This is a genomic window from Sinomicrobium sp., assembly GCA_029266035.1.
Taxonomy (GTDB): domain Bacteria; phylum Bacteroidota; class Bacteroidia; order Flavobacteriales; family Flavobacteriaceae; genus Sinomicrobium.
The window spans coordinates 1-23,298 of the sequence record JAJUFH010000006.1; the positions used below are offsets into that span (position 1 = coordinate 1).

At 39.2% G+C, this 23,298-nt stretch carries 23 protein-coding genes, 1 tRNA gene, 1 pseudogene and 1 riboswitch; of the genes and pseudogenes, 17 read left to right on the top strand and 8 right to left on the bottom strand.

What is annotated here, in order from left to right; all coding sequences use genetic code 11:
- The 3 genes and pseudogenes from ACYZZR_RS04885 to ACYZZR_RS04895 all read left to right on the top strand — a co-directional run.
- Positions 1–265 (top strand): annotated as a pseudogene (locus tag ACYZZR_RS04885) (Fur family transcriptional regulator); the annotation flags it as partial.
- 61 nt (positions 266–326) lie between these two features.
- A complete protein-coding gene (locus ACYZZR_RS04890) occupies positions 327–2,372 on the top strand; it encodes a heavy metal translocating P-type ATPase (RefSeq protein ID WP_461532884.1) in 2,046 nt (681 codons plus the stop codon).
- A gap of 367 nt (positions 2,373–2,739) precedes the next feature.
- Positions 2,740–3,561, top strand: a complete 822-nt coding sequence (locus tag ACYZZR_RS04895) for an RteC domain-containing protein (RefSeq protein ID WP_461532885.1) — start codon at positions 2,740–2,742, stop codon at positions 3,559–3,561.
- A 7-nt stretch (positions 3,562–3,568) separates the two neighbouring features.
- Here the strand turns inward: ACYZZR_RS04895 and ACYZZR_RS04900 are convergent, their stop codons facing one another.
- The 3 genes from ACYZZR_RS04900 to ACYZZR_RS04910 are packed head-to-tail and all read right to left on the bottom strand — an operon-like array spanning position 3,569 to position 6,424.
- Positions 3,569–4,579: an RES domain-containing protein gene (locus ACYZZR_RS04900; RefSeq protein ID WP_165773001.1), complete on the bottom strand. Its 1,011-nt coding sequence runs from the start codon at positions 4,577–4,579 to the stop codon at positions 3,569–3,571.
- A 52-nt stretch (positions 4,580–4,631) separates the two neighbouring features.
- On the bottom strand, positions 4,632–5,537 hold the full coding sequence (locus ACYZZR_RS04905; protein WP_461532886.1) for a sce7725 family protein: 906 nt from the start codon (positions 5,535–5,537) through the stop codon (positions 4,632–4,634).
- A 17-nt stretch (positions 5,538–5,554) separates the two neighbouring features.
- Entirely contained in the window at positions 5,555–6,424 is an 870-nt protein-coding gene (locus ACYZZR_RS04910; protein ID WP_100678208.1) for a sce7726 family protein, read from the bottom strand.
- A gap of 544 nt (positions 6,425–6,968) precedes the next feature.
- Between ACYZZR_RS04910 and ACYZZR_RS04915 the strand changes: the two genes are divergently transcribed.
- On the top strand, positions 6,969–7,694 hold the full coding sequence (locus ACYZZR_RS04915) for a DUF6577 family protein (RefSeq protein WP_461532887.1): 726 nt from the start codon (positions 6,969–6,971) through the stop codon (positions 7,692–7,694).
- Between the two features lie 78 nt (positions 7,695–7,772).
- Complete coding sequence (locus tag ACYZZR_RS04920) at positions 7,773–8,759, top strand: nucleotidyl transferase AbiEii/AbiGii toxin family protein (protein ID WP_461532888.1); 987 nt, start codon at positions 7,773–7,775, stop codon at positions 8,757–8,759.
- Between the two features lie 133 nt (positions 8,760–8,892).
- On the opposite strand, the gene ACYZZR_RS04925 is transcribed toward ACYZZR_RS04920, so the two are convergent.
- Complete coding sequence (locus tag ACYZZR_RS04925; protein ID WP_461532889.1) at positions 8,893–9,732, bottom strand: hypothetical protein; 840 nt, start codon at positions 9,730–9,732, stop codon at positions 8,893–8,895.
- A gap of 337 nt (positions 9,733–10,069) precedes the next feature.
- Positions 10,070–10,162: riboswitch (TPP riboswitch) on the top strand.
- Between the two features lie 67 nt (positions 10,163–10,229).
- Here ACYZZR_RS04925 and thiM point away from each other — a divergent pair.
- The 10 genes from thiM to ACYZZR_RS04975 all read left to right on the top strand — a co-directional run bounded on the left by thiM (position 10,230) and on the right by ACYZZR_RS04975 (position 17,271).
- Positions 10,230–11,030: a hydroxyethylthiazole kinase gene (thiM, locus tag ACYZZR_RS04930; RefSeq protein ID WP_461532890.1), complete on the top strand. Its 801-nt coding sequence runs from the start codon at positions 10,230–10,232 to the stop codon at positions 11,028–11,030.
- Positions 11,023–11,658, top strand: coding sequence for a thiamine phosphate synthase (gene thiE, locus ACYZZR_RS04935; protein ID WP_461532891.1), 636 nt, complete (start codon positions 11,023–11,025; stop codon positions 11,656–11,658). The genes thiM and thiE overlap by 8 nt, the downstream gene beginning before the upstream one ends.
- Positions 11,655–12,488 (top strand): bifunctional hydroxymethylpyrimidine kinase/phosphomethylpyrimidine kinase, encoded by an 834-nt coding sequence (gene thiD / locus ACYZZR_RS04940; protein ID WP_461532892.1) that lies wholly within the window; start codon positions 11,655–11,657, stop codon positions 12,486–12,488. The genes thiE and thiD overlap by 4 nt, the downstream gene beginning before the upstream one ends.
- Positions 12,475–13,125 (top strand): thiaminase II, encoded by a 651-nt coding sequence (tenA, locus tag ACYZZR_RS04945; protein WP_461532893.1) that lies wholly within the window; start codon positions 12,475–12,477, stop codon positions 13,123–13,125. The genes thiD and tenA overlap by 14 nt, the downstream gene beginning before the upstream one ends.
- Before the next feature lie 136 nt (positions 13,126–13,261).
- A tRNA-Val gene (locus ACYZZR_RS04950) sits at positions 13,262–13,336 on the top strand.
- A 183-nt stretch (positions 13,337–13,519) separates the two neighbouring features.
- Positions 13,520–14,242, top strand: coding sequence for a hypothetical protein (locus ACYZZR_RS04955; RefSeq protein ID WP_461532894.1), 723 nt, complete (start codon positions 13,520–13,522; stop codon positions 14,240–14,242).
- Between the two features lie 84 nt (positions 14,243–14,326).
- The gene (locus tag ACYZZR_RS04960; RefSeq protein WP_461532895.1) at positions 14,327–15,082 is read left to right on the top strand and encodes a hypothetical protein; all 756 of its coding nucleotides are present in this window, start codon (positions 14,327–14,329) and stop codon (positions 15,080–15,082) included.
- Between the two features lie 32 nt (positions 15,083–15,114).
- Positions 15,115–15,858: a hypothetical protein gene (locus ACYZZR_RS04965; protein WP_461532896.1), complete on the top strand. Its 744-nt coding sequence runs from the start codon at positions 15,115–15,117 to the stop codon at positions 15,856–15,858.
- Positions 15,859–15,977: 119 nt separating this feature from the next.
- Complete coding sequence (locus ACYZZR_RS04970) at positions 15,978–16,553, top strand: RNA polymerase sigma factor (RefSeq protein WP_461532897.1); 576 nt, start codon at positions 15,978–15,980, stop codon at positions 16,551–16,553.
- Positions 16,546–17,271 (top strand): tetratricopeptide repeat protein, encoded by a 726-nt coding sequence (locus ACYZZR_RS04975; RefSeq protein WP_461532898.1) that lies wholly within the window; start codon positions 16,546–16,548, stop codon positions 17,269–17,271. The genes ACYZZR_RS04970 and ACYZZR_RS04975 overlap by 8 nt, the downstream gene beginning before the upstream one ends.
- Here the strand turns inward: ACYZZR_RS04975 and ACYZZR_RS04980 are convergent.
- From ACYZZR_RS04980 to ACYZZR_RS04995, 4 genes are all read right to left on the bottom strand, one after another.
- Complete coding sequence (locus ACYZZR_RS04980; protein WP_461532899.1) at positions 17,268–19,970, bottom strand: CHAT domain-containing protein; 2,703 nt, start codon at positions 19,968–19,970, stop codon at positions 17,268–17,270. The genes ACYZZR_RS04975 and ACYZZR_RS04980 overlap by 4 nt on opposite strands.
- Positions 19,971–20,059: 89 nt before the next feature.
- A complete protein-coding gene (locus tag ACYZZR_RS04985; RefSeq protein ID WP_461532900.1) occupies positions 20,060–20,698 on the bottom strand; it encodes a hypothetical protein in 639 nt (212 codons plus the stop codon).
- A gap of 122 nt (positions 20,699–20,820) precedes the next feature.
- Positions 20,821–21,678, bottom strand: coding sequence for a DUF4412 domain-containing protein (locus tag ACYZZR_RS04990; protein ID WP_461532901.1), 858 nt, complete (start codon positions 21,676–21,678; stop codon positions 20,821–20,823).
- Positions 21,679–21,746: 68 nt separating this feature from the next.
- On the bottom strand, positions 21,747–22,142 hold the full coding sequence (locus ACYZZR_RS04995) for a hypothetical protein (RefSeq protein ID WP_461532902.1): 396 nt from the start codon (positions 22,140–22,142) through the stop codon (positions 21,747–21,749).
- Positions 22,143–22,411: 269 nt separating this feature from the next.
- Between ACYZZR_RS04995 and ACYZZR_RS05000 the strand changes: the two genes are divergently transcribed.
- Positions 22,412–22,909 (top strand): ecotin family protein, encoded by a 498-nt coding sequence (locus ACYZZR_RS05000; protein ID WP_461532903.1) that lies wholly within the window; start codon positions 22,412–22,414, stop codon positions 22,907–22,909.
- 78 nt (positions 22,910–22,987) lie between these two features.
- Positions 22,988–23,275, top strand: a complete 288-nt coding sequence (locus tag ACYZZR_RS05005; protein WP_461532904.1) for a nucleotidyltransferase family protein — start codon at positions 22,988–22,990, stop codon at positions 23,273–23,275.
- Positions 23,276–23,298: the final 23 nt, after the last annotated feature.

The window sequence follows — 23,298 nt, forward strand, 5'->3', positions numbered from 1 at the left end:
GACTTTGAAAACTTTTGAAGAAAAAGGCATTGTACACAGTATTCAGGAGAACACTACGGTCAAGTATATTCTGTGCCACGATGGGTGTGATGAAAATACACACAAGGATTGGCACTTACATTTCTATTGTAAGATTTGTAAACAGACAACCTGTAAGGAGGATTTTATAATACCGCAGAATGGAAACCAAAATTACCGTATTGACGAAATAAAACTATTTGGTAAAGGTATTTGTGAGAATTGTTTAAAGGAGAGTTTGCAATAGCATTGCAGACTCTCCCTGTGTAACTTTGTTATAAATATATATCAATTTTAATAAAACAGATATGGAACATAAGCATACTTACGATGCACAGGGCAAACAGCTTTGTTGCACACAGGAAGAAAAAATCTACACCAAAGCAGGTGCAAAGAATTTGATACAGGACGACGATTGTTGCAGTACACAAAAGCATAATCAAAATCACAGCGATGATGACGGACACGACCATTCGCATTCGGGAGGTACTGACAATATTTTCAAGATGTTTCTTCCCGCCATTATTTCCCTTACGCTCTTGCTTACAGGTATCGCAATGGATAATTGGTTTCCGCAAACGTGGTTTACCGATTGGGTACGAATTATTTGGTACGTGGTGGCTTATGCTCCTGTTGGACTGCCTGTACTTAAAGAAGCGATTGAGAGTATTCGTAAAGGCGAGATTTTCTCGGAGTTCTTTTTGATGGGCATTGCCACTATTGGGGCATTTGCAATTGGCGAATATCCCGAGGGTGTGGCGGTAATGTTGTTCTATGCTGTTGGCGAGGTTTTTCAGACAATGGCTGTGTCGAGGGCAAAATCAAACATCAAATCGTTGCTTGACCAAAGACCCGATGAAGTAACGGTTTTAAAAAACAATAAACCGCAAACAGTAAAGGCAGAAACCGTTACCATTGGCGAAATCATACAACTGAAACCGGGAGAGAAATTAGGCTTAGACGGAGAACTGTTGTCCGAAACATCATCGTTCAATACATCGGCTTTAACAGGCGAAAGCAAACCCGACACAAAGAATAAAGGCGAAACCGTTTTGGCGGGGATGATAAATCTCAACACCGTATCGCAGGTAAAGGTTACGACCGCATATACCGACAGTAAGTTGAGCAAGATTTTGGAATTGGTGCAAAACGCCACTACACAAAAGGCACCAACAGAATTATTTATCCGGAAATTTGCAAAAATCTATACGCCTATTGTCGTGCTGTTAGCCATAGCCATTTGCCTTCTGCCTTATTTCTTTGTAGAAAATTATGAGTTTAGAGATTGGTTGTACAGGGCTTTGGTATTTTTGGTTATTTCTTGCCCTTGTGCGTTGGTTATTTCCATTCCGTTAGGTTATTTCGGTGGTATTGGTGCTGCGAGCAAAAACGGAATACTTTTTAAAGGAAGTAACTTTTTAGATGCCCTTTCCGATATTCAAAACGTAGTGATGGATAAGACAGGCACAATGACAGAGGGCGTTTTTAAGGTTCAGGAAGTCAATTTCAATCCCAAATTTGATAAAGCTGAAATTCTGGAATTAGTCAACATTTTGGAAAGCCATAGCACACACCCCGTAGCAACTGCTATTCACGAATACGTGGGGAAACCGAATAATGAAATCCGATTAGAAAATACGGAGGAAATTGCCGGACACGGTTTGAAATCAACGGTAAACGGCAAGGATTTATTGGTCGGGAATTTCAAACTGATGGATAAGTTCGGCATATCATACGACTTAGACCCGAACAGCATCGTTTATACAACGATTGCCGTTGCTTACGACAGCAAATTTGTCGGTTACATCACGATTGCCGACAGTATCAAAGAAGATGCACAGGAAACCATTACCTTATTGCATAAGCTCAATGTTAAAGCAACGATGCTTAGCGGAGATAAAAGTACCGTTGTAAAATATGTGGCGGAGCAGTTAGGGATAGACAATGCTTTTGGAGATTTATTGCCCGAAGACAAAGTAAACAGGGTTAAAGAAATCAAAGCCAAAGGCGAAAGCGTTGCTTTTGTGGGCGATGGTGTAAACGATGCTCCTGTTGTGGCATTGAGCGACGTAGGTATCGCAATGGGTGGTTTGGGAAGCGATGCCACTATCGAAACTGCAGATGTGGTCATACAGGACGATAAGCCAAGTAAAATACCTATAGCAATCAACATCGGTAAACAGACAAAGAAAATCGTTTGGCAGAATATCACATTGGCATTTGGAGTAAAAGCGATTGTACTCGTACTTGGAGCAGGTGGATTGGCGACAATGTGGGAAGCTGTTTTTGCGGATGTTGGCGTAGCGTTATTGGCTATTTTGAATGCGGTAAGAATACAGCGAATGAAATTTTAAACCACTTCAATTTATGAGTTTTGAAAAGGAAAAAGAAAATACGCAAAAAGAAATATATCCCCAGTCGGCATATTTCTCAATCAAGTAAGCCTGTAAAAAGGGTAGAAAGATTGCATCATAGAATACTTAATTGGACAATGCTGATTTTCCTTTCTGCCATATTGATATTCCTAATTTTTGCTGTTGTCCGTCATATTTATCATCATTATATAGGCAATTTTCAGCACCATCAACACCAACATCACCATCATCGTTGAAATGGCAGATTAGAGATTTTTTTTGATACGGTAGATACAGAATTGTAGGCAATCCAAAAATGCGTTACTCTCTTTTGAGTAGCATTTTATCAAATCAAGCTTAAAATTAAATGACAGTATATTATAAACAAGCAATCGAAAATTTAGAAGAAGAAATAAATAAATTGCACTTTGAACAGAGCGACTTATTGGTTTCTTATGAGAAAGCTATTAAACTCATTTTAGCAAAAATTTCTGAATTGAAGCAATACGTGCTGGATGTAGGGTTTAAAAACCAACAGGAAGAAATTTATTTTTTCAAACACCAGAAACCTGCCCTTGTTTCCAAATTGATTTACTATAACGCTGTTTATAAAATCGAAACCAAAAAGCCTTACGGAGAGAAACAAATAAAAAGATTTCTTAACAAAGAATTGAGTAAGCTCAAAAAATTCTTTGATAACAACATTGATTTTTATAAGTATTACCGTAGCAACAATTCCTTTCTCGACGTGAATTTCTTTATGAGAGGAAAACACGATATAAGGTTATGGTTAGATACATATTATTTTGAAGCAGACCATCGTTTTTGCACCTCCCACGATTATAAGGTTGCCAAAATATTAGCCAATGATTTGATACAAGCATATCTTGAAGACCAGCTAAACAATAATCATAAAAAGACGTTTAATAATTCTTCACTCAATTGGACGGGAAGCAAAACGGCATTAACCGAGTTAATATACGCACTTTATGAACAAGGTGTGTTCAACAACGGAAATGCCGATATAAAACTAATTGCCAAAACATTTGAAAGCACCTTTAATATTGATTTGGGCGATTTCTATCATACGTTTATGGAATTGAAAGCCCGTAAAATTAACCGAACGAAATTCCTTGACAGCCTGTGCGAAGCCCTGATAAAGAAAATGGACGAGCAGGACGGTAAGTAGAAGTTATTTAAGTATTTACTTGGGTGTATTCAAGATTTATATTTTCAATGTCATAGACATTAGTTTCAATACACTTGAATTTTTCAGGATAAAATATTGCAACATTATAACCCTGCGAATATAATGAACTTCTAAATTCTATACCGTCAAATCCCATTGATTTTATCAGTTCTGAAAGATACTGCGTTGGCAGATAATCCAATTCGCTGTCATTCTTTCTTCTTGGCTTTGAAAGTTCTTCTTCCAATTTATCAATGAAAGAACCGTGTAACATAACTTCCTCTAAAGATTCTAATTCTGCAAGCCTGAATACATCGTATGTGGAGCGACTTAAATTAACTACTCTTATGTCTTCTTCGAGTTTAAATGTACCGACAGAAACATAATCAAATAAACTTGCTCTTGCTTCATACAAAGTTGTTGTTATGTCATTGGCAATATAGAGATAAGAAATACCATTCGGATTGGCTCTTCCGCTTTTGGCTAATGCATTAGGGGGATTACCCATTTGTTCGAGAGGATACCCTTGTGGGTTATTACTAATTCTTGCTCGGTAAAATTTCTTTCCCTTTTTGTAATCTTTCTGAAAATGTTTGAATAAGGATTTTAATTTTTCCAAATCCAAAGCATTTACAAAATGAAACCTATTTACAGTTTTTATTTCTTCGGAAAACTTATCCCAAGAAAGGAAAAGAGGTTGAGTAACGTCTTCCTCTGCTCCTGTATTATGAAACCTTAATCGTACAGGATTATCTAAAACATTTTGATAATTGGCAATGTCATCTTTAATAATTTCAGCGATGAGCTGTTTTATATTATTTGTATCAATTAGTTTTTGCGTAAATACTTTTTTATGAAAATCCGTAATAATTTGAATTTCCAATGGTTTTCCATTGGCAGTATCAACTTCATACAAGTCAATAATCCCAAGAAAGAAAGGGTTTAATTCGGAAGCCTCATAGATACTCACATTTTCGGACAGACAATAATCACAATTACCTGTTGTCTTGTTACCCAAAATGATAGCATTTATATAACTGCTCTCAAAACAATTTGTGCAACAATTCATACTAAATCAATTTCAATACTAAATCTATATGGTTCATTAAGGAAAGTTTCTTTAATGTCCCTAATCCCGGAAAGTGTCCGTTCTCGTGAAAACGTCTAAATTCAGGTATAGCAATAGAGTTATAGCCTGTTTGGTCACACCAAGCAATGAGTTTATCTAAAGCCTCAGCAAACTTTCCTGCAATATCCGATGTGTCATCGTTTGAGTCAGAAACAAAATGCTTCACTTTTATTCTATTTGTTTGTGCTTCCGCATAAGATAAATGTATCGCAACAGCGTAGGGCAAAAACCCTGTTTCCGAATATTCCTCTCCAATAGAAAGATAGTCTGAAAAACCTTCAAATCCTTCGTCTTTGTAATAGATATGTTCTTCTGAAAAATTGCTTTCATCTACTTGCAAATAATCAGCATTCTTTGTTTGAGCATTGAAATAATCGTCAAGTTCAATCAGGGTATTTCTTTCAAAATTTCTAAAATATCTTCTACTTGTTGATGATAGATTGATTACATTATACCTAATAGCAAAATGTTCTTGATATGATTTAAGAATATCCGAAATGTTATCAAACACGGCATTATGAATAATACTTAGAGCAGGAATAGCTTTTGTATATTGTTGTAAAATGCCAATAGCTTTTGAATGGTCTATCCTATTATGGAAAATAACACCTATCTGATAATTTGTATAATCTCCAACTGAACTACTAATAGTATTAAAGATTGCATTGGTATCTTTGAATGTTCCTACTTGTGGATTAACAACAACTGTAAAATTGATATCATGACTTGCTAATTCTTTTATTGTAGTCTTTAAAGTAGAAGAATCCTTGACAGGTTCAATAATAGGAGATACCTTGGCTTTATTTGGAAAAAGAACAGGTTTAGTTAATTCTCTTATTCCTATCAACTCAAACTGTTTTCCTCTTATATACGGTTGATACATACGCTTTTAGTTGCTAAAAAATTATACAATCTTTGATATTCCTGCTCATTAAAATCCAAAGAATTACAAATGTGCTTTAGTTCTCTTGGGGTTTTAGATGATTTCAGCAAGTCGGGGTTCAATAACTTTCTTTCTTTTAATTTATTCAAAACCTGCTTTTGAAAATCAACTATATCAATTGTGGCAAGTAGTTCGTAACAAGCTCTAAAAATTTTTGTATTAGGAACATCAGGAACAGAACCAAAATTAACAGCAACTAAATCAAGATACTCTTGCTTTCTCAATATTTTAAAAATAGTTTCAAAGTCGAAGAAAGATTTATTTGCATCTGCCTCTTTCATCGTTTCCAATTTATTTTTGGTATTTAATGCAATAATACCAATGCTTGTGTTTTGGTATTCAACTTGGAGCTTTTTGGCGTACTTTTCATCTGTAACAATATGTACCTCGTTGGCAAATTTTCGGTAGTCATTTATTTGTTTTGCCAACTTTTCTAATCCGTCAAGTTCCGTTTTAATCTCATAGACTCTTACAGCACCGTTCAACATAACCAAGTCGGCTTTTGAAGCACCAATTTTTAGTTCATTAAGCGTTAATGTTGATTTTAAGCTATGAGTTTTTATAATATCAATAATCAAATTATTTTTATAAATGTATTCACATCTATATTGCTTTTGTAACGACTTATATAACGACTTAATTATATCTAAGTTGGTTTCGTATGAGGTAGTGTTGAAGTATTTATCTATTTGTTTTTGAAATAGCACATAATCGTCTTCCCGTACTATCTTTTGGAACATAGGCGGGGAGAAAATTTGTGATAATACTCTCAACTTTTGTATAGTTTTCATACTACTTCTTTACACTACAAAGGTAACAAATTACAAAAAGATAACTATTATAATGCTTGATAATTCGGTTTCGTGGCTTAAATAGGTTATAAATTTAGTCAAAAAAATGTACCAACATATACTTTAACATTATAAAACAGTATCAACAAATATATTTTTTCATTAGGGTTCTACTTAATGCTTTTAGGTAGTAGCTTCGTGACTTAACGAGTTTAACCGCTCCAAATCTTCCAAAAAATGTTTCGAGATTTGTTCGGTTTCGGCTACTAACTAGGACGGCTAAAAAGTCGTCCTTTTTTGTTTATGAAATTCACGGTTTACATATTATTTTCAAAAGCACACCTAAAACATTACACTGGGTTTACTTCTAATTTTTTAAAACACATATTTACAAATACTTATACTGATGAATCCTAAGGATTAGGGATTTTTTAGCTTTTATACACTCTCAAAACAGCCCCTAAACACCCATATAATTTTGTCAAAATATAAATAATGTGCCAAAATTATATAAATTATCCTTACATTTACCATAAAAAAGATTTTGGCAGAAACATTGGAAAAACATATTGGTCATTATTTCAAAGGACATGAAAGGCTTTCCAAGCAGAAACTTGTTGGCTCCATCAAAAAGGATTTCCCGGATTGGTCCGACAATACGATTAATATGTATTTGTCCAAATTGAAAAAAGAAGGAATTATAAATACGCCTTCAAGGGGAATTTATGAGATAGATAGCCACACGCTTTTTCAGCCAAATATTTCAATCAAACTAAAAAGAATATTTAATAAAGTAAAAAGAGAGTTTCCTTATATATCTTTCTGTATTTGGGATAGTGTTTGGTTAAATGATTTTATGCTTCATCAACCGTTCAAGCATTATATCGTTGTGGAAGTAGAAAAAGACGCCTGCGAATCAGTGTTTAGCTTTCTTAGTGAAACGATGAAAAATGTTTTTCTAAATCCTGATGAGGATATTTTTAACCATTATATCCGCAATCTTGATGAGGCAGTAATTATAAAAAACATGGTTTCTGAATCACCTTTGACAGAAGTACAAAAGGTTATGGTTCCAAGATTAGAAAAATTTTTGGTGGATATGCTGATTGATACAGCTCTTTTTTCTGCACAGCAAAATGAAAAAGAATTTATTATGCGAAGTGCAATGGAGAAATACACATTGAACGAATTAAAAATGCGCAGGTATGCTATCCGAAGAAACAGAGAGAAGGAAATTGAAAATATGATTAATATAATTTCGGCAAAATAATTAAAATATGCCAGTAGTATAAACGTGATAAACTCAACATCATATACAATTGAGTGGATTATCAATTTGAGAAACAAATTGGGAAAACGTATTGACCCGAAATTGATTGAAAAGGTAATATACGCTTTGACACTTTTGGAACAACTTCGCTTGAACAATTTGAATTTCGTTTTTAAAGGAGGAACAGCCCTGCTTTTAGCCACTGAAAACCCTAAGCGATTTTCGATAGATATTGACATCATTACAGAAGAAGCTGAGAATAAAATCAAGGAAATTTTAGAGAAGATTAGCCAATTAGAAATGTTTATCCGTTGGGAAGATGACAATGATAGAAAACACACACCTGATGCACCAATCGGACATTTTAAAATATTTTACAAAAGTGTGATAGATGGTCACGAAGAGCCAATATTGCTGGACTTGCTCTATAGTCCAAATCCTTATCCTGAAACAAGAGAATATCCGATAAACCATAACTGGTTAGCCATATCAGGCGAAGATACTACGGTGGTGCTGCCGACATTTGAGGCTATTTTAGGAGATAAACTAACAGCTTTCGCTCCGAAAACCACAGGTATTCTATATTCAAAAAACCGTCCTGTGGAAATTATCAAGCAATTGTATGATATTAGTTTCTTATTTGACCGAACAACAAATCTCCGTGTTGTGAAAGAGAGTTACACAAGAGTCGTTACGGAAGAAATAGGTTACCGAAAATTAAACATAAATGCTACCGAAGTTTTGAAAGACACTTGGCAAGCTTGTTATATCTTGGCAAAAAGAAATATAAAGTCCGATGAATTCAAACTTTTGCAATTAGGTATTAAGAACTTTACAAATTTCATTATTGAACGCTTTTCAATAGAGGAAGCGATAACAGCAGCTGCTAAAGTAGCTTATTTAACCTCATTACTCAATAAAGAAAATCAAGAAATAGAACGGTTTGAAAATCCGTTGGACATCAAAGATTGGCTGATTGAAGACCCAACCTACAATAAATTGAACAAGTTAAAAAAGACCAATCCGGAAGCATTTTTCTATTGGTATAAGAGTTTCGGGCAGTAAAGTTAACGCCAGAATTCATTGTTGTCAACCGCTCCAAGTCCTCCAAAAAATGTTTCGAGATTTGTTCGGTTGGGGCTACTAAACAGGAGAAGTGATTAATAGTATCGCTTCTTTTATCGCTCTTCCCCAAACATCACTCCTCTACTCTTTGGGCGACAAATACTGATAAGGCATTTGCCCGTTCTGTACCCCTACTTAGATATTGTACCTCTCCATTTTTCCAAAGGGTAGCAATAGCTCTTGAATGGTTGAATGCATCACCCACCATATATACATCACCATCCGAAACAAATACAGAGTAGCCAAATGTTCCTGGGGCTGTTATTAGATCACCGTCGTTTAGCTGCTGTGCCACGCCATTTTCCCAAAGGGTATTGACATACGCTGTACCGTTGTGTGAATGGCCTGCCACATATACATCACTTCCCGCCACAAATACCGAATAGGTCCGGACACTACTCGCACCATCGCTTAGTTCCTGTGCTACGCCATTCTTCCAAATAGTAGCAACGTCTAATCCTTTATTTACAAAACCCGCTACATATACATCGCTACCTGAGACAAATACAGAACTGGCAATGGCCCAATCTGTGCCCTCGCTTAGCTCCTGTGCCTCGCTATTTTCCCAAAGGGTGGCAATTCTCTTCTCACCCCTGCCTGTATAGCCCGACACATAGACATCACTGCCTGAGACAAATACCGAATTAGCTTCTGTATCATTCACGTCTTCGCTTAACTCCTGTGCCTCACCGTTCTTCCACAGGGTAGCGACCGCGTTTGTGCCGTTATATACATTCCCCGCCACATACACATCGTAAACCGCCTCGGGTTCAGGATTAGGATCGGGATTGTCAGGGCCTCCATCGTCATTAGAGCAACTAAATGCGACAATGGTGAGTATGGCCAACACTAAGACTTTTAAAGTACTTTGCAGGGGGTGGTTGTTTATACAGTGATTGCTGTTTTTTTTCATAACTATTAGTTTTAATTAGTCCTGTAACTTCAAACTCAGTAGTTACAAGATTAAAACATGTTGTCATTGAATGCAATAGAGAATAAGTATAGAGGGCGTATCATTGAGTGTTTGAAAAAAGGACAAATAATCACAAAAACCCCTTAAACACTCCTTCTACCCCCTTAAAAACTCATTGAACTTGATATAAAGCAGCTGTTTTGAGGTATCTTTGAAGTTATCTTCAGACAAGACAGCGGCATGGTTAGAACAACTATAAATGCAGGCAATGCTGTTTTCACCGACGAAATGGCTACGGTATCGGTTTGCCCCCCAATCATATAATTCATATATTTGTCTAAAGCTTTAGGGGTATTCTGAAAAGAATTGAGAGAGTCCCTTTGAACCTGATCCGGCTAACACCTGCGTAGGGAAAAGCAAAATGCATCAGTATTGATGTTTTTCTTTCTTTATTCTATAGTGTTTTCCTAAAGCGTTTTTTAATAAAAATTAGTTTAATGGAAAACAATCTTTGGAATTACATTCAATCCGTAAAAAAACAATCGCCACTTGTTCATAATATCACCAATTTTGTAGTGATGAACAATACTGCCAATGCGCTTTTAGCAGTTGGAGCTTCTCCGATTATGGCTCATGCAAAATCTGAAATCAAAGATATGGTCGCTATCTCCGGCGCAACAGTTATCAATATCGGAACCTTAGATGAGTATTGGTCTGAAGCTATGCTAATGGCTGCAGAGGAAGCGCATCGCAGCGGAAAAACTTGGGTTTTAGATCCGGTTGGAGCAGGCGCCACCGCTTTTCGAGATGAAATCTCAGCAAAACTTTTGGCATTTAAACCCACGATCGTGAGGGGGAACGCTTCAGAGATCATCGCCTTGGCCAAGGCCAACAAAACCACTACAAAAGGAGTAGACAGTACCGCTGAAAGCAATGAGGCAATAGACGCAGCCAAATATCTTGTAGAACACTATCACTCCACTGTATGTATTTCGGGAGCAACAGATCTTATCATCGATGAAAAGACAACTTATTTTGTTAAAAACGGTCACCCCTTGATGACAAAGGTAACGGGATTGGGTTGTTCCGCTTCGGCCATAGTTGGGGCTTTTGCCTCAATTTCTGAAAATAGAACAGAAGCTACTGCCGCCGCTATGTCGCTATTGGGTATTGCGGGAGAATTGGCCGAAAAGATTTCTACGGGACCAGGGAGTCTTCAGCTAAATATTTTGGACAAACTGCACAATATTTCGGAGCAGGAGTTTTTTGAAAATGTAAAGGTTTCAAAAAATGAGTAGAATCCTTTCTTTTCCTTATCAGCTTTATCTCGTAATCTCTGAATCAGATTGCAAAGGTCGAGACTTCATAGATGTGGCTGAACAAGCAATTTTGGGTGGAGTTGACATTATTCAGCTACGGGAAAAAAATGCTTCCGATTCGGATTTTCTGGAAAAAGCAATTCGGCTGAAAGAGATTACCGACAAATATGGGATTCCCTTAATTATCAACGACAATGCTTTTGTCGCTAAGGAAATTGAAGCTTTTGGCATCCATGTAGGGCAAAACGATATACATCCGACAATTTTAAGAGAAGATTTTTTCGACAATAAGATGATAGGTTATTCCATTGAGCATTTGGATCAACTCAAAAACAACGATACCCTTACTTCGGATTATTTAGGTGTCAGTCCGATTTTCAGAACAAAAACTAAATTAGATACGGTTACAGAATGGGGATTGGAAGGACTGATCGAAATTAGAGCGCTCACCGAGAAACCACTGATAGCGATTGGAAATATACATCTTAACAACGCAAAAGACGTGATGAGATCGGGGGCAGATTGCATAGCGGTAGTATCAGAAATCTGCAGTGCTGAAAACCCTCAAAAAGCCGCTTTTGACCTAAAAAATGAAATCGAAAAATGAAAAAGTACAAATACCCTTCCGTCCTAGCTATCGCAGGGTTTGACGGCAGTGGAGGTGCCGGAATTCAGGCAGATATAAAAACCATTTCGGCTTTAGGATGTTATGCCACCTCCGTTTTAACAGCTTTACCCGTTCAGAATACCCAAGGGGTAAGAAATATATTCCATATTCCCGTCAAAGCCGTATCGGAACAGATCGAGGCCATTATGGACGATGTTTTTCCGGATGCTATAAAGATTGGAATGGTGCATACCCCAGAATTGGTCGAGACCATTGTAAAGACTTTGGCCAAATACAAAAAGGTTCCGATTGTATTCGATCCTGTGATGGTCGCGACAAGTGGTCATCGGCTTATAGAAAAAGAAACTATCCAAACAATCGTCAAAGAACTTTTTCCTATTTCGGATATTCTCACACCCAATATGGATGAGGCTTCAATTTTGGCCGATATGCAAGTAAAAACCTTAGACGATATGAAAATAGCAGGAGAAAAGATTAAAGATCTTGGCGGCAAACACATACTGCTAAAGGGAGGTCATCAAACTACTGCAAAAATCACTTCGCTATTTTACAGTGATAAACACAGTTCTCGGGTTTTTGAAAGCCTAAAATTAAACACCAACAACACCCACGGTTCGGGCTGTACGCTTTCTTCTGCAATTGCTTCGTTTATCGCACAAGGAAAATCTTTAAACGATGCGGTAGCCTGTGCTCAAGCTTATGTTTCAGAAGCAATCATCAACGGGAGCGATGTACAAACCGGAAAGGGAAATGGCCCTTTAAATCACTTTTTTAACCCTCAAAAACTTATTAAAAATGAATTGGTCTGAGAAGGTCTGGAATTCGACTGAGCGAATTTATAACGACATTATAAACATGTCTTTTATCGAGGAACTGTCAAATGGAACTTTAGACAAAAGTAAATTCCATTTTTACATCGGGCAAGACGCTCTGTATCTCGAACATTTCGGAAAAGCCCTTGCTTTAATTGGAAGCAAACTCCACAATAAAGCAGATGCCTTGGCCTATATGAGATTTGCAGAAAGTACTATTGTTGTCGAAAATGCCTTGCACGAATCCTTTTTTAAGGAAATGGGAATCCCGGATCAAAACATCTTACAACCGGCTTGTCATCACTATATCCATTTTTTGAGAAGCACCGTTGCCTTTGAGCCCGTAGAAGTTGCAATGGCTGCAACTTTGCCTTGCTTTTGGATTTATAAAAAGGTAGGAGATTATATTTTAAGCCTTCCTCAGACCCCTAATAACGATTATCAAAGCTGGATCGATACTTACGGGGGAGATGATTTTGCGACTGCGGTTAAGACCGCCATTGAAATTTGCGACAGAGCGGCCGAAAATACTACTCCCGAGATAAGAACTCGAATGAATGAAGCTTATGCCACGGCTTCTCAACTGGAATTTCAATTCTGGCAAGCCGCATACGATTTAAAGGTCTGGAAATAGTTTGATTTACAACTGTTAAATAACCGCATTATGCTGAATTATCAGCGGTGAGATATTATTTGGAGACATCACTATGAAAAGACGTCGAATTTTGTATTTTTGCGCCAAGTAAAAACTAAAAACACTTTTAGTTTACGGGTCATTAACTCAGTTGGTTTAGAGTGTCACCTTGACAGGGTGGAAGTCATTGGTTCGAATCCAATATGACCCACATTTTACTTTACCTCTACAGAAGCACCTTTTACTCGGTGCTTTTTTTATGTCTTTTATCTTCACTTGTTTGGCGTCTTTTAAAGAGAGTTACAGCAGTAAATATTGCTGGATACTGCTTCGTAAATGTTAACCTCTCCCCCTTTTTCGTATAAAAAGGAAACGCTCAAAACTTGTAAAAAGCATGAAAAATCTAATCGAAAACCTAAAGAGAAACCGCCAAAATGTGATTTGCGAATCACTCATTGCATTGACGGCTGTGCTTTTAGGTATACTGATTTTTAGTTGCTTTGAAAGTATCGACGATAGCAGCGAGACACCGACATTAGAAGCTATAGCCGAGATAGAGGCCGTGTTTTTTACTGAAGGTAGCTCTAAAGCTCCTGTGGTGAACTGGAAAGAGAATAAAGGCACATTTGTCTTGACGAGCGATCCTGTACAAGGATTGAGTATAGACCAAAACACCGGAGTGTTGTGTTGGACAAAAGACCTTCCAATAGGAGAGCATATCGTCGAGATAACGGCTATCAACAGCAAAGGTAGCAGCTCCAGAACCATAGTGATCAACAACCCGCTTCAAGGTACATTCCGCGGTTTGAGCGATTTTATTTTAGACAAAGAGATCAACAAGGCCTCCTTTAAAACAGAGATGAAGTTTACTCCTGATGGAAATATGACGGGAAGCAGCGATGAATACCAACTTGTAGGGAATTGGAAACTAAGCGAAGGAGAGCTATATGTAGAATTCACATTTGACCCTAATGGCGAAGCCCTCAGATTTTCTGTAGCACACCCATTGAGTTTCAGTGACGATGCGGTCTATTTAGGGCTAACAAGCCTACTCTACGTACCGGCGAGAAAAGAGGTTGGGAACATACATCTCTGCATGGGCGATTGTGAGTTGTAAGGCACTGAAAAAAAAGTACTCTACAAATGTTAACCTTCCTCCCTTTTTTACATAAAAGGGAAACTCTTAAAACATTTAGGCAATATGAAAACTTTAAGCGAAAACCAACAAACAAACTATAGCACTGCGATATACAAATCACTAAGCCTATTGGCCACAGTGTTTTTTAGTGTGCTGATTGTGAGTTGCTCCGGCAGTGACGGCGATGGCGACGGCTATGGAGCACCGACCTTAGAAGCTATAGCCGAGATAGACGCAATGTATTTTAAGGAAGGTAGCACTACCACACCTACGATAGACTGGAATGGCCAACAGGGTACCTTTGCCTTGACCGGCACTCCGGTACAAGGCTTGAGCATAGACAAAAACACCGGAGTACTCAGTTGGGGGAAAGACCTGCCGATTGGTGAGCACATTGTGGAGATCACAGCTACCAACAGTGTGGGAAACAGCTCCAGATCTACAGTGATCAACAATCCCTTTCAAGGCTCATTTAAAGGATTTTACCAGTATTCTACTGCCTCGGTGGGCGGCGGTCCAACCTATGAAGTAAATATAAGCTTCACTCCCGATGGAAAGACCACAGGACGTATAGAATTATCATCAGGTACTAGATTACCATTTGATGGAATTTGGGAATTGACAGATGATGAGTTATTTGTTGAAATCATAGTTAAAGCTCCAGAAGGTGAAACCGCTACATTATCACTGACGAGCGAACTGAATTCCAGTGATGATGCCGTTTATATAGGTCCTACTACCCTGTACGTCGGTGAAGGCACTCCTGAGGAATACGCGTATGGAGATATACAACTGTGTATGGGCGATTGTGATTTGTAGAAAAAAGAAAACTCTTAAAACATTTAGGCAATATGAAAACTTTAAACGAAAACCAACAAACAAACTATAGCACTGCGACATATAAATTGCTAAGCCTATTGGTTGCTGTACTTTTTAGTGTATTGATTTTTAGCTGTTCTGACGATGGCGATCAGGCAGGATCACCGGTATTAGAAGATATGGCTCAAATAGAAGCCGTGTTACTTACTGAGGGCAACTCTGCAACCCCAAAGGTAGTCTGGAACGGCGATCAGGGCACATTTGCTTTGACCAGCCCGCCGGTACAAGGCCTGAGCATAGACGAAAACACCGGAGTGCTCAGTTGGGGGAAAGACCTGCCAATGGGAGAGCATGCCGTAGAAATCACAGCCACCAACAAAGAGGGTAGCAGCTCTGTCTCTACCGTAATCAACAACCCTTTTCAAGGTAAATTCTCCGGATTATGGGATGGTAGTGACGACGGAGAATTGGAGAGCTCTCCTTTAGAAATAGAAATGGAGTTCTCCCCCGACGGGAGCATTGGCGGAAGTATAATGGATCGTTTTGGCGAATATAATATTAGCGGAAACTGGGAATTAGATGATAGTGAACTATACGCAGAATTCACTTTTGATAGCGAGGGGTCGGGAACAGTCGAATTATCTTGGTCTGAAGAGCTTAATTTCGGCGATGATGGGGTCACTATTGGGATAACTACCTTTTACATAGGCTACGACCTTCCCGAGGGGGGTGAGTATGGAGATATACAACTGTGTATGGGCGATTGTGATCTGTAGAAAAGCCGACAGTAGGTCATCATTCTGTCATTTATTCGGAATAATGGTTTGCGTTTAGTGAAAAAAGCTAAATTTGTAACAACCGATAGTTAACTTTTTTCACGTGAATCCATTAAGTGGTGTATAGACGGACTGATGACATACTCCAAGCCTTAAAACAAGGTGACGACAGTGCTTTTAGACAGGTTTACGAAGCAAATAGAGATAAGTTTTTAAACTTCTCAAAACGTTATCAGTTGACCGAAGAAGACGCAGTCGACATCTATCAAGATGCCTATATTGTGTTTTACAACAACATTGTTGAGGGTAAAATAAAACAGTTTACGAGCAGCATCTCTACCTATTTGTTCAGTATAGGCAAACACTTAATATACGACAGAATGAGAAAGAATAAATTGGAAAGTGAAGCTAACTTTGATTTCGCGGTAGTAAAAGATGAGGAGAGCTTGGCATCTCCATTAGATTTTGAAGATGTATCGTTGACTGAAGAGCAGCTATTAGTACAAAAACACTTCGGTAGCCTAGGAAAAAAATGTCAGGAGCTGCTCACTTTGTTTTACTACCGCGGATATACTATAAAAGACATCTTGGATTTGGGTGATTACAACAGCGAAAACGTGGTTAAAAGCCAGAAATCCAGATGTATGAAAAATTTAAGGGATCGGATAAATGCAAGCAGCAAACAGTATGAATAGGGAAGATTTGTTATATCGTTACTTTTCCCATACGCTTTCTCCATCACAGAAGAAGGCCTTAGACGAGCTATTGCAGTCGGATGCCGACTTTAGGCGACAGTTTGAGTTTGAAGTCAACCTGAAACACGCAATCCAAAAAACGGAAAACGAAAAGCTAAAGGCAAAACTACAGGGATTCGAAGCAGAAATACCAAATAAGACTAAAAAACCGAGCTGGTTTAACTCGCGAAATATAGCGATTGCCGCTTCTGTGGTGCTACTGATAGGTGTGGCAGGCTTTTATCATTTTTTTGGTCTCGATCACTCTGCATTGTACGAAGACAATTTTAAAACCTATCCTAATACCGTGTATAGCATTACCCGGAGCGATAGTGAAAATACGGTAGAACGCCAGGCCTTTGTAGCTTATGAGACAGAAGACTACGGCTTAGCTCTTGAAAAATTTAAGCAAATCCCAGCCGATTTGCGCGCTGATTATATCGGTTTCTACGAAGGCCAAGCTCTTCTAAATCTCGGTCGATGGGACGAGGCACTGCAACACTTTACCGATATTGTAGAAAACGGTCAAAGTTTTGTGGCGGAGTCGCATTGGTACCTATCGCTTATCTACCTGCACCAAAAGGACAAAACCAATGCCGCCAAGCATTTAAAAACCTTAATGGCCAACTATACCTACAATCGGGATAAAGCAAAAGCTCTGTTGGACAAACTGAATTAGGGCATCTTTTTTCTCCGGCGGTACAAGCCAAAGCCCAATCCGGTTACAACGAGCAAAGCTACGCCCATATACCACTCGTTAAGCCTGCTTTTCACTACAGGAGCAGTGTTACCGGAAATTACAAATCCCGACCAGTAGTACGGATGGGAAAGTGCATTTTCTCTGTTTTCCGCGATAAAGTCTAATTTCGCTTTTCGCAAGGCGACGTCTTTTTTGTCCCCCTCGGAAAGATAACTGTAAAACTGATCCATAATTTTTGCAGAAGAGGCATCGTCAATTTTCCACAGCGAACTAGCTATAGCCGAGGCACCACTAAAATAAAAGCCCTGTGCCAAGCTCATAAAACCCTGACCACGTCGCAAATCGCCTATACCGCTTTCACAGGCACTAAGGGTAACTAAGCTGCTGTTCAAACTCAAATTGTACAAATCACTGACGTACAACAAATGTTCATCCGCTCCATCGGGACGAAAGGCCAGATAGGAGAATTCGGGCAGACTATCGTTCAACACGGCATGGGTAGCAAAGTGCAGCAGACCGTAATCGCTACCTTGAGATACAAAATTGCACAGGGTAGCACGCTTGCCAACCAAAGCTTCCCCTTCAAAATAACGCAACACCGAGGCTACCTCTTTCTCATTGCTCGGCAGCGGTAGCAGTCCGCCTGATTCAGAACCCTTAAATTGAGGAGCCACTCCTAAAACCCGTTGATTGCTGCTATTTTTTTCGGACAATTGCATCAGCAAGGTCGCTGAATTAACGTAGCTCACCACTCGGTCTTCGATAAGGTAGCGAACTCCCTTGCTCACAGTGTTCAACTGGTCGAACGGAATGTAGTTGAGCAAACCGTCGGGGGCTATAATCAACTTGTCTTTGTCGGGAAAAGCTTGGAGCAGTTCATCCAAAACACTGCGGTACAACTCAAACGACTGCTGCGCCAATTTGTCTGTGTCAGATTTCGGATTGCTGATCGCCTGGTAGTAGCTCGTGATAAACCCGTTCAGATTCGGACTGACCGGGATTTTATGAAACACAGTTTTTTGACGGGAAACACCTATGCAGTATACAGCCTTCTCCCCGAAGAAATAAGACAGTAAAACCGCATTGGGATCCAGAGCTGATTGAAGCGTATTCGTCGCAACTACCTCAGCGTTGTACTTCAGGTTGAAGTAAGACGGATAGTCGGTCTCGATGGTTTTGACCAGGTCTCGGTGGCGATTTTTTAACACAAACAACTGATCTCTTTGGACATCGTCGATTTGCTTGGCTGTATTTACATTTTTTTCTATCCTTCCTATTTCTGCCTTCAGTTCTTTTTCCTCTCGCAACAAGGCTTCCGGCACATCGCCAAAACGCGTCGCCTTAGCCCCTAATAGGGCTTCGAGCAGCAATACATTTTTGCTTTTTTCAGCGTAATAAAAAGCGCGATTCAACCAGCTGTTATCGCGAGTGGCATTGTAACGGTAATAGGCCGCCTCTATACCGGCCTCAAACAACGGAAAAGCATTGTCTATCAGGGCGAGTTTGTCGGCTCCACTCCTAAAAGAAGGCTTTAAACGATCTAATACCGCTACAGCAGTATCTACCGTTGCTATCGCCCGGCTGTAGCGTTCAGGAAGTTCAGATCGATTGAGCATTCGGGCTTTGTCTTTCAGCACGTTTAGCATAAGAAACCTATTGAACGAAACCCTATCTTCCGATCCGCCCAACAATTCAAGAGCCCTGTTGTAATGAAACAGTGCAGTGGTAAAATCGCGATTGGCGTCGTATAGCAATCCTATTTTGTGGTCGAATTCGGCTATTTCAGGATGTGGCCTGCCCTCCCACTTTTTCTTTGTCAGCGACAAAGCTTTGTCGTATTCCTGCAGCGCCAAGTTATCTCGGTGCTCTGCGTGATAAATAGACGCTTTTACATCGTGGTACTGGTTTCTAAACGGGTGTTCCGGATTTGAGTTCGATTCCAAAATACGCAGGTAATATCGCGCACTATCGGGTTGATTTAGGGCGAGGTGATTGCTTGCCAGAGATCGGGCAATAGTAATAATAGTGTTTTGATTACCACCATTACTGAGGTTAAAATCTAATACACGGTCGAAATATCGGGTCGATTTTTCCAACTGCCCTGTCTGCTTGTACAAATCGGCCAGCAATCTGTAATCGCTGAAGAGCGCATCTCGGTCGTCGGGCTTTTTGGCCGAGATAAACCGAATATCCCGATTGTAAAACTGTGCTGCCACATCATACTTTCCTTCCTCGCTATTCATTTTAGCCAAATAGCGATAAGCTCCAGACAACAAATCAATCTCTTCAGGCTTCATAGGTGAATTTACTTGCACCTCAAGGGAGGTGATTATTTCCTTAAAGGCCCGCTGCGCCTGCAGATAATCGTGAATTTCAAAATAGTAGACCCCTTGATCGTAGCAGAAAGAATGGGCGTATACATCATAGTAGGGAAGAGGTCGTAAATAAGCGTCATGCTTTTTAAACACCACACTGAGCGAGTCTATGCTCTCCTTCATCAGGCCGAGGCTATAGTGATAACCGGCTAGCCGATTAATACTTATATAAGCTACAACCACATTCTCCCACTCCTCCTTTTCAGTATAGAAATGCTTGAGTCGATTAAAATAGTAATAAGCCGAATCCCGATCGGTATAAAAATGAGTATAAGCCTTTTGAACCAGTTCATCTACAACCAACGAGTCTCTATCACCCCTGAGCTCTTACCGTTATTAGCGACCATAAAATGCAAAAGAAAATAATTTTTCTCATACACAAAAGGAGGTTCTCAGTGGCTGATATTCCCCTGAGTTTGATAGTTAGTTACCTTATTTTGAGTGTCAATACGCGTAATATCAAGAGTAATAGGCCCAGTGTACTCTTTGTCGAGCTCAATCTTTTGATATTGCAATTCGTTTACTCCGGGCAAAGGACTGAGCTCTTCTTTGTCCGTTATGGCTAAGAGCTGCCCATCTTCGTCGTAAATCTTGACCTCTAGACTTCGTAACTTATCAGAGAACACTATATACTTTAAGTTGGGTGTGAAACAAGATCCTGTTTCCTTACAAGGATTGGGCGGACGAGGAATAGGAAATACGCGTATGATAATCCCGGCCAAATCGGCAATGCCTTCCAATTCTGCATTCATTGCGGACTGTTGTTCCAAAGCAGCTTCTAAATCCTCCTCTACTTGGGCATTTCCTTGATTGTTGTCTATGATATCCTGCAGTGCATTGATCTCTTTCTCAACATCGATCAACGCTTCAGTCAGGTACTGCTTGTATATATCACCTTCGTAGGCGTAGTTTTCTGTCGTCAGCAAATCGGATCCCTTATTATTCTTGTCGTCGTCTGAACAAGACAGCGTAAACAAGGCACAGCATAGCACTGCAAACAGATAAAACGATGGTTGGTTTTTCGTATACATAAGGTGTAAAGTATAATGTTAAATATATCAAAAATAATTAAAATCTGCAATTTAAAGCACTTCTAATCGATTTACCCGACTCACTATCTCCTCAAAGTGTTTCGCTTTCCGGGTGAAATCAGCTAAAATCCGCTAAAGTTATACTCGCTAGACTTTATGCTCTTGACCTCCTTTCTAATGTCTTTGCAAACCATCTGCATTTTTTCTCCATCTTTTTTAGAGACAAATTCCAGCTCCATCACCCAAGCATCTTTACCGTTGGGAATAGCAGACATCGGTACATTGGGCATATCCGACATCCCCGAAAAACTGAGGGGTAGAGCGTTGGTAACCCACAGGGTGGCAACTCCCTCCTCCACTTCCATTTTATAACCCGAACAACTATACCCGAGTATGTTCTTTTTCCCTAGGGCGTTAATTTTCACCTTGTTTTCAGAGGCATTATTATTAACCTCATTGCGGCTGTACTGCATACTCATCCCTCTTTTGTCTCCGTCCTCATCCATATACATCACCATCGTCTGGTTTCTCAAATCCAGTACACTGATTGCGTTTCTCGATACATCTGTTGGCGATTGTATGGCAAAGTATGAAGCCTTGGGTTGCAGCCAATACACTATTTCTTGCTTTTCTCCCGAACTGCTGATATCCATAGTAGCCTTGTAGCTAAAGTGAAACTCAGCCGGAACGTCAACCGCTCCACCCATAGCATTCTGACTTACTCCTGCTTGAGAGGTCTGATTCACTTCGCTTTGCGCATTTTTTGAGGCCTTGCGATTGCGCTTCTCCTTTTTGTTATCCCCCTCAAAAATGACATCCAAACCGTCTTCTGTTTCTTCTGTGGCTTCTCTTTCTACCCGATTAGAAACGGTTTTCTCTACAGCTCTCTCTACGCTTTTCCCTAGTTTTTTTAAAAATTGACCCTGGGTAGTATTGCATACTACCAAGAGCATAACGATTGTTAATGTCAGTGTTTTCATAATGTAATCATTTTTTGAGTTTAAACTTTTATATCTAAGGTCTACTACAGATTGGGGGGTTACTTATTTTATTCGATACTCGAATGGCGAACTTTCCTATTCCAACCGATGAAAAACAACAGTACAACTAATAAAATGCTACCAGCGACAAACAGCCAGGTTTTAGAAAAACCGAATGGTGTATTATAATCTGTTGCGTCTATTTCACCCTTTTCTGTCTGATCGACGATAACCACAGAACTGGTAAGGCTATCCTGATCGGTGATGTCAATCCAACTCCAGTCTTTAGTCTGATATATATGCCCTTCTCCCCACTCGGATTCTATTTCCGGCAGCGGAATCCTAATTAGCTCTATATCGTCTTCGGGCTCTGTAACACTGGGCAGTTTCAACTGTTGGGCTACAGTAATACTCCAAAATACCGAGATTAACAGGAGAAGATGCATAATAAGTATTCTTTTCATCGCGTATAGATTTAACAGCTATAAATAAGTTCAGTTACTTCCGTACTTTTATCGGATGGTTTCCATTTTATGTTCTTTTCTAAAAAAGGTTAACACAAATAGGCTTATAATTTAACCAGATATTCAAACAACTTAAATTCACGGCTCTATACTATTCGATTATCACTATGCGATACTGTTAAAACCAATATTTCACCCTCCTTAATTTATATACCAACAACAGATTGCGCTATGGCACAGATATTGATATTTATCCAAAAATTTTTATCATGAAAAAAAATGCATACAAACAAGCCGGTTTATCCCTGATTGCATTGCTGCTCTTTACGGGAGCTATGGCACAATCGACACTTACCAAAACCGACCTCTCCATCTATCCCAAAACTGAAAAGGGTTTTAAGCAGATGGTAATAGAGGTGCCTCATTCGGATAGTGACGCCGAAAAGAAAATTGAGTTTACGGTAGGAAAATGGATGGAAGTAGGCAGCTGTAATCATCACGGACTTCAGGGAACCTTAGAAGAAAAAAACCTCGAAGGATGGGGGTACAACTACTATGTTTTTACGACCAACGGCAACGTAATCTCTACCCGTATGGCCTGCCCCGACAACAAGACCGTACATAAATTTGTGTCTGCCCAACCGGAAATGGTGAGGTACAACGGAAAACTTCCGATCGTTATCTACGTTCCCGAAGACTGCGATGTTCAGTTTAGAATTTACAAGGCAGAAAAGGAGGTCTATCAAGCCAGCGAACTAAAACAATAGACGACGAACTGTTCAGCAAATAGTTGTTTGTGAATTTGCAAAACCCTCAAACACAGAAAAAATGCTTAAATTTGAACTATGCTAAGTCAAGAACAGATAGATATTATCATCAATACCATGAAGCCTTTTAACCCGACAAAAATCGGGATATTTGGCTCTGTAGCCAGAAATGAGGAACAGGGCAGCAGTGATATAGATATATTGTATCATTTCAAGGATACTATTGGTTTGTTTAAGTTGATCCGCCTACAGCATGAATTACAGGATAAACTGCATAAAAAAGTAGACCTAGTATCTGAAAAATATGTCCACCCCAAGATTAAACCTTATATTTTGAATGACTTAAAAATCATTTATGGAGGTTGACAAAAATTTGTTTAGGCTAGAGC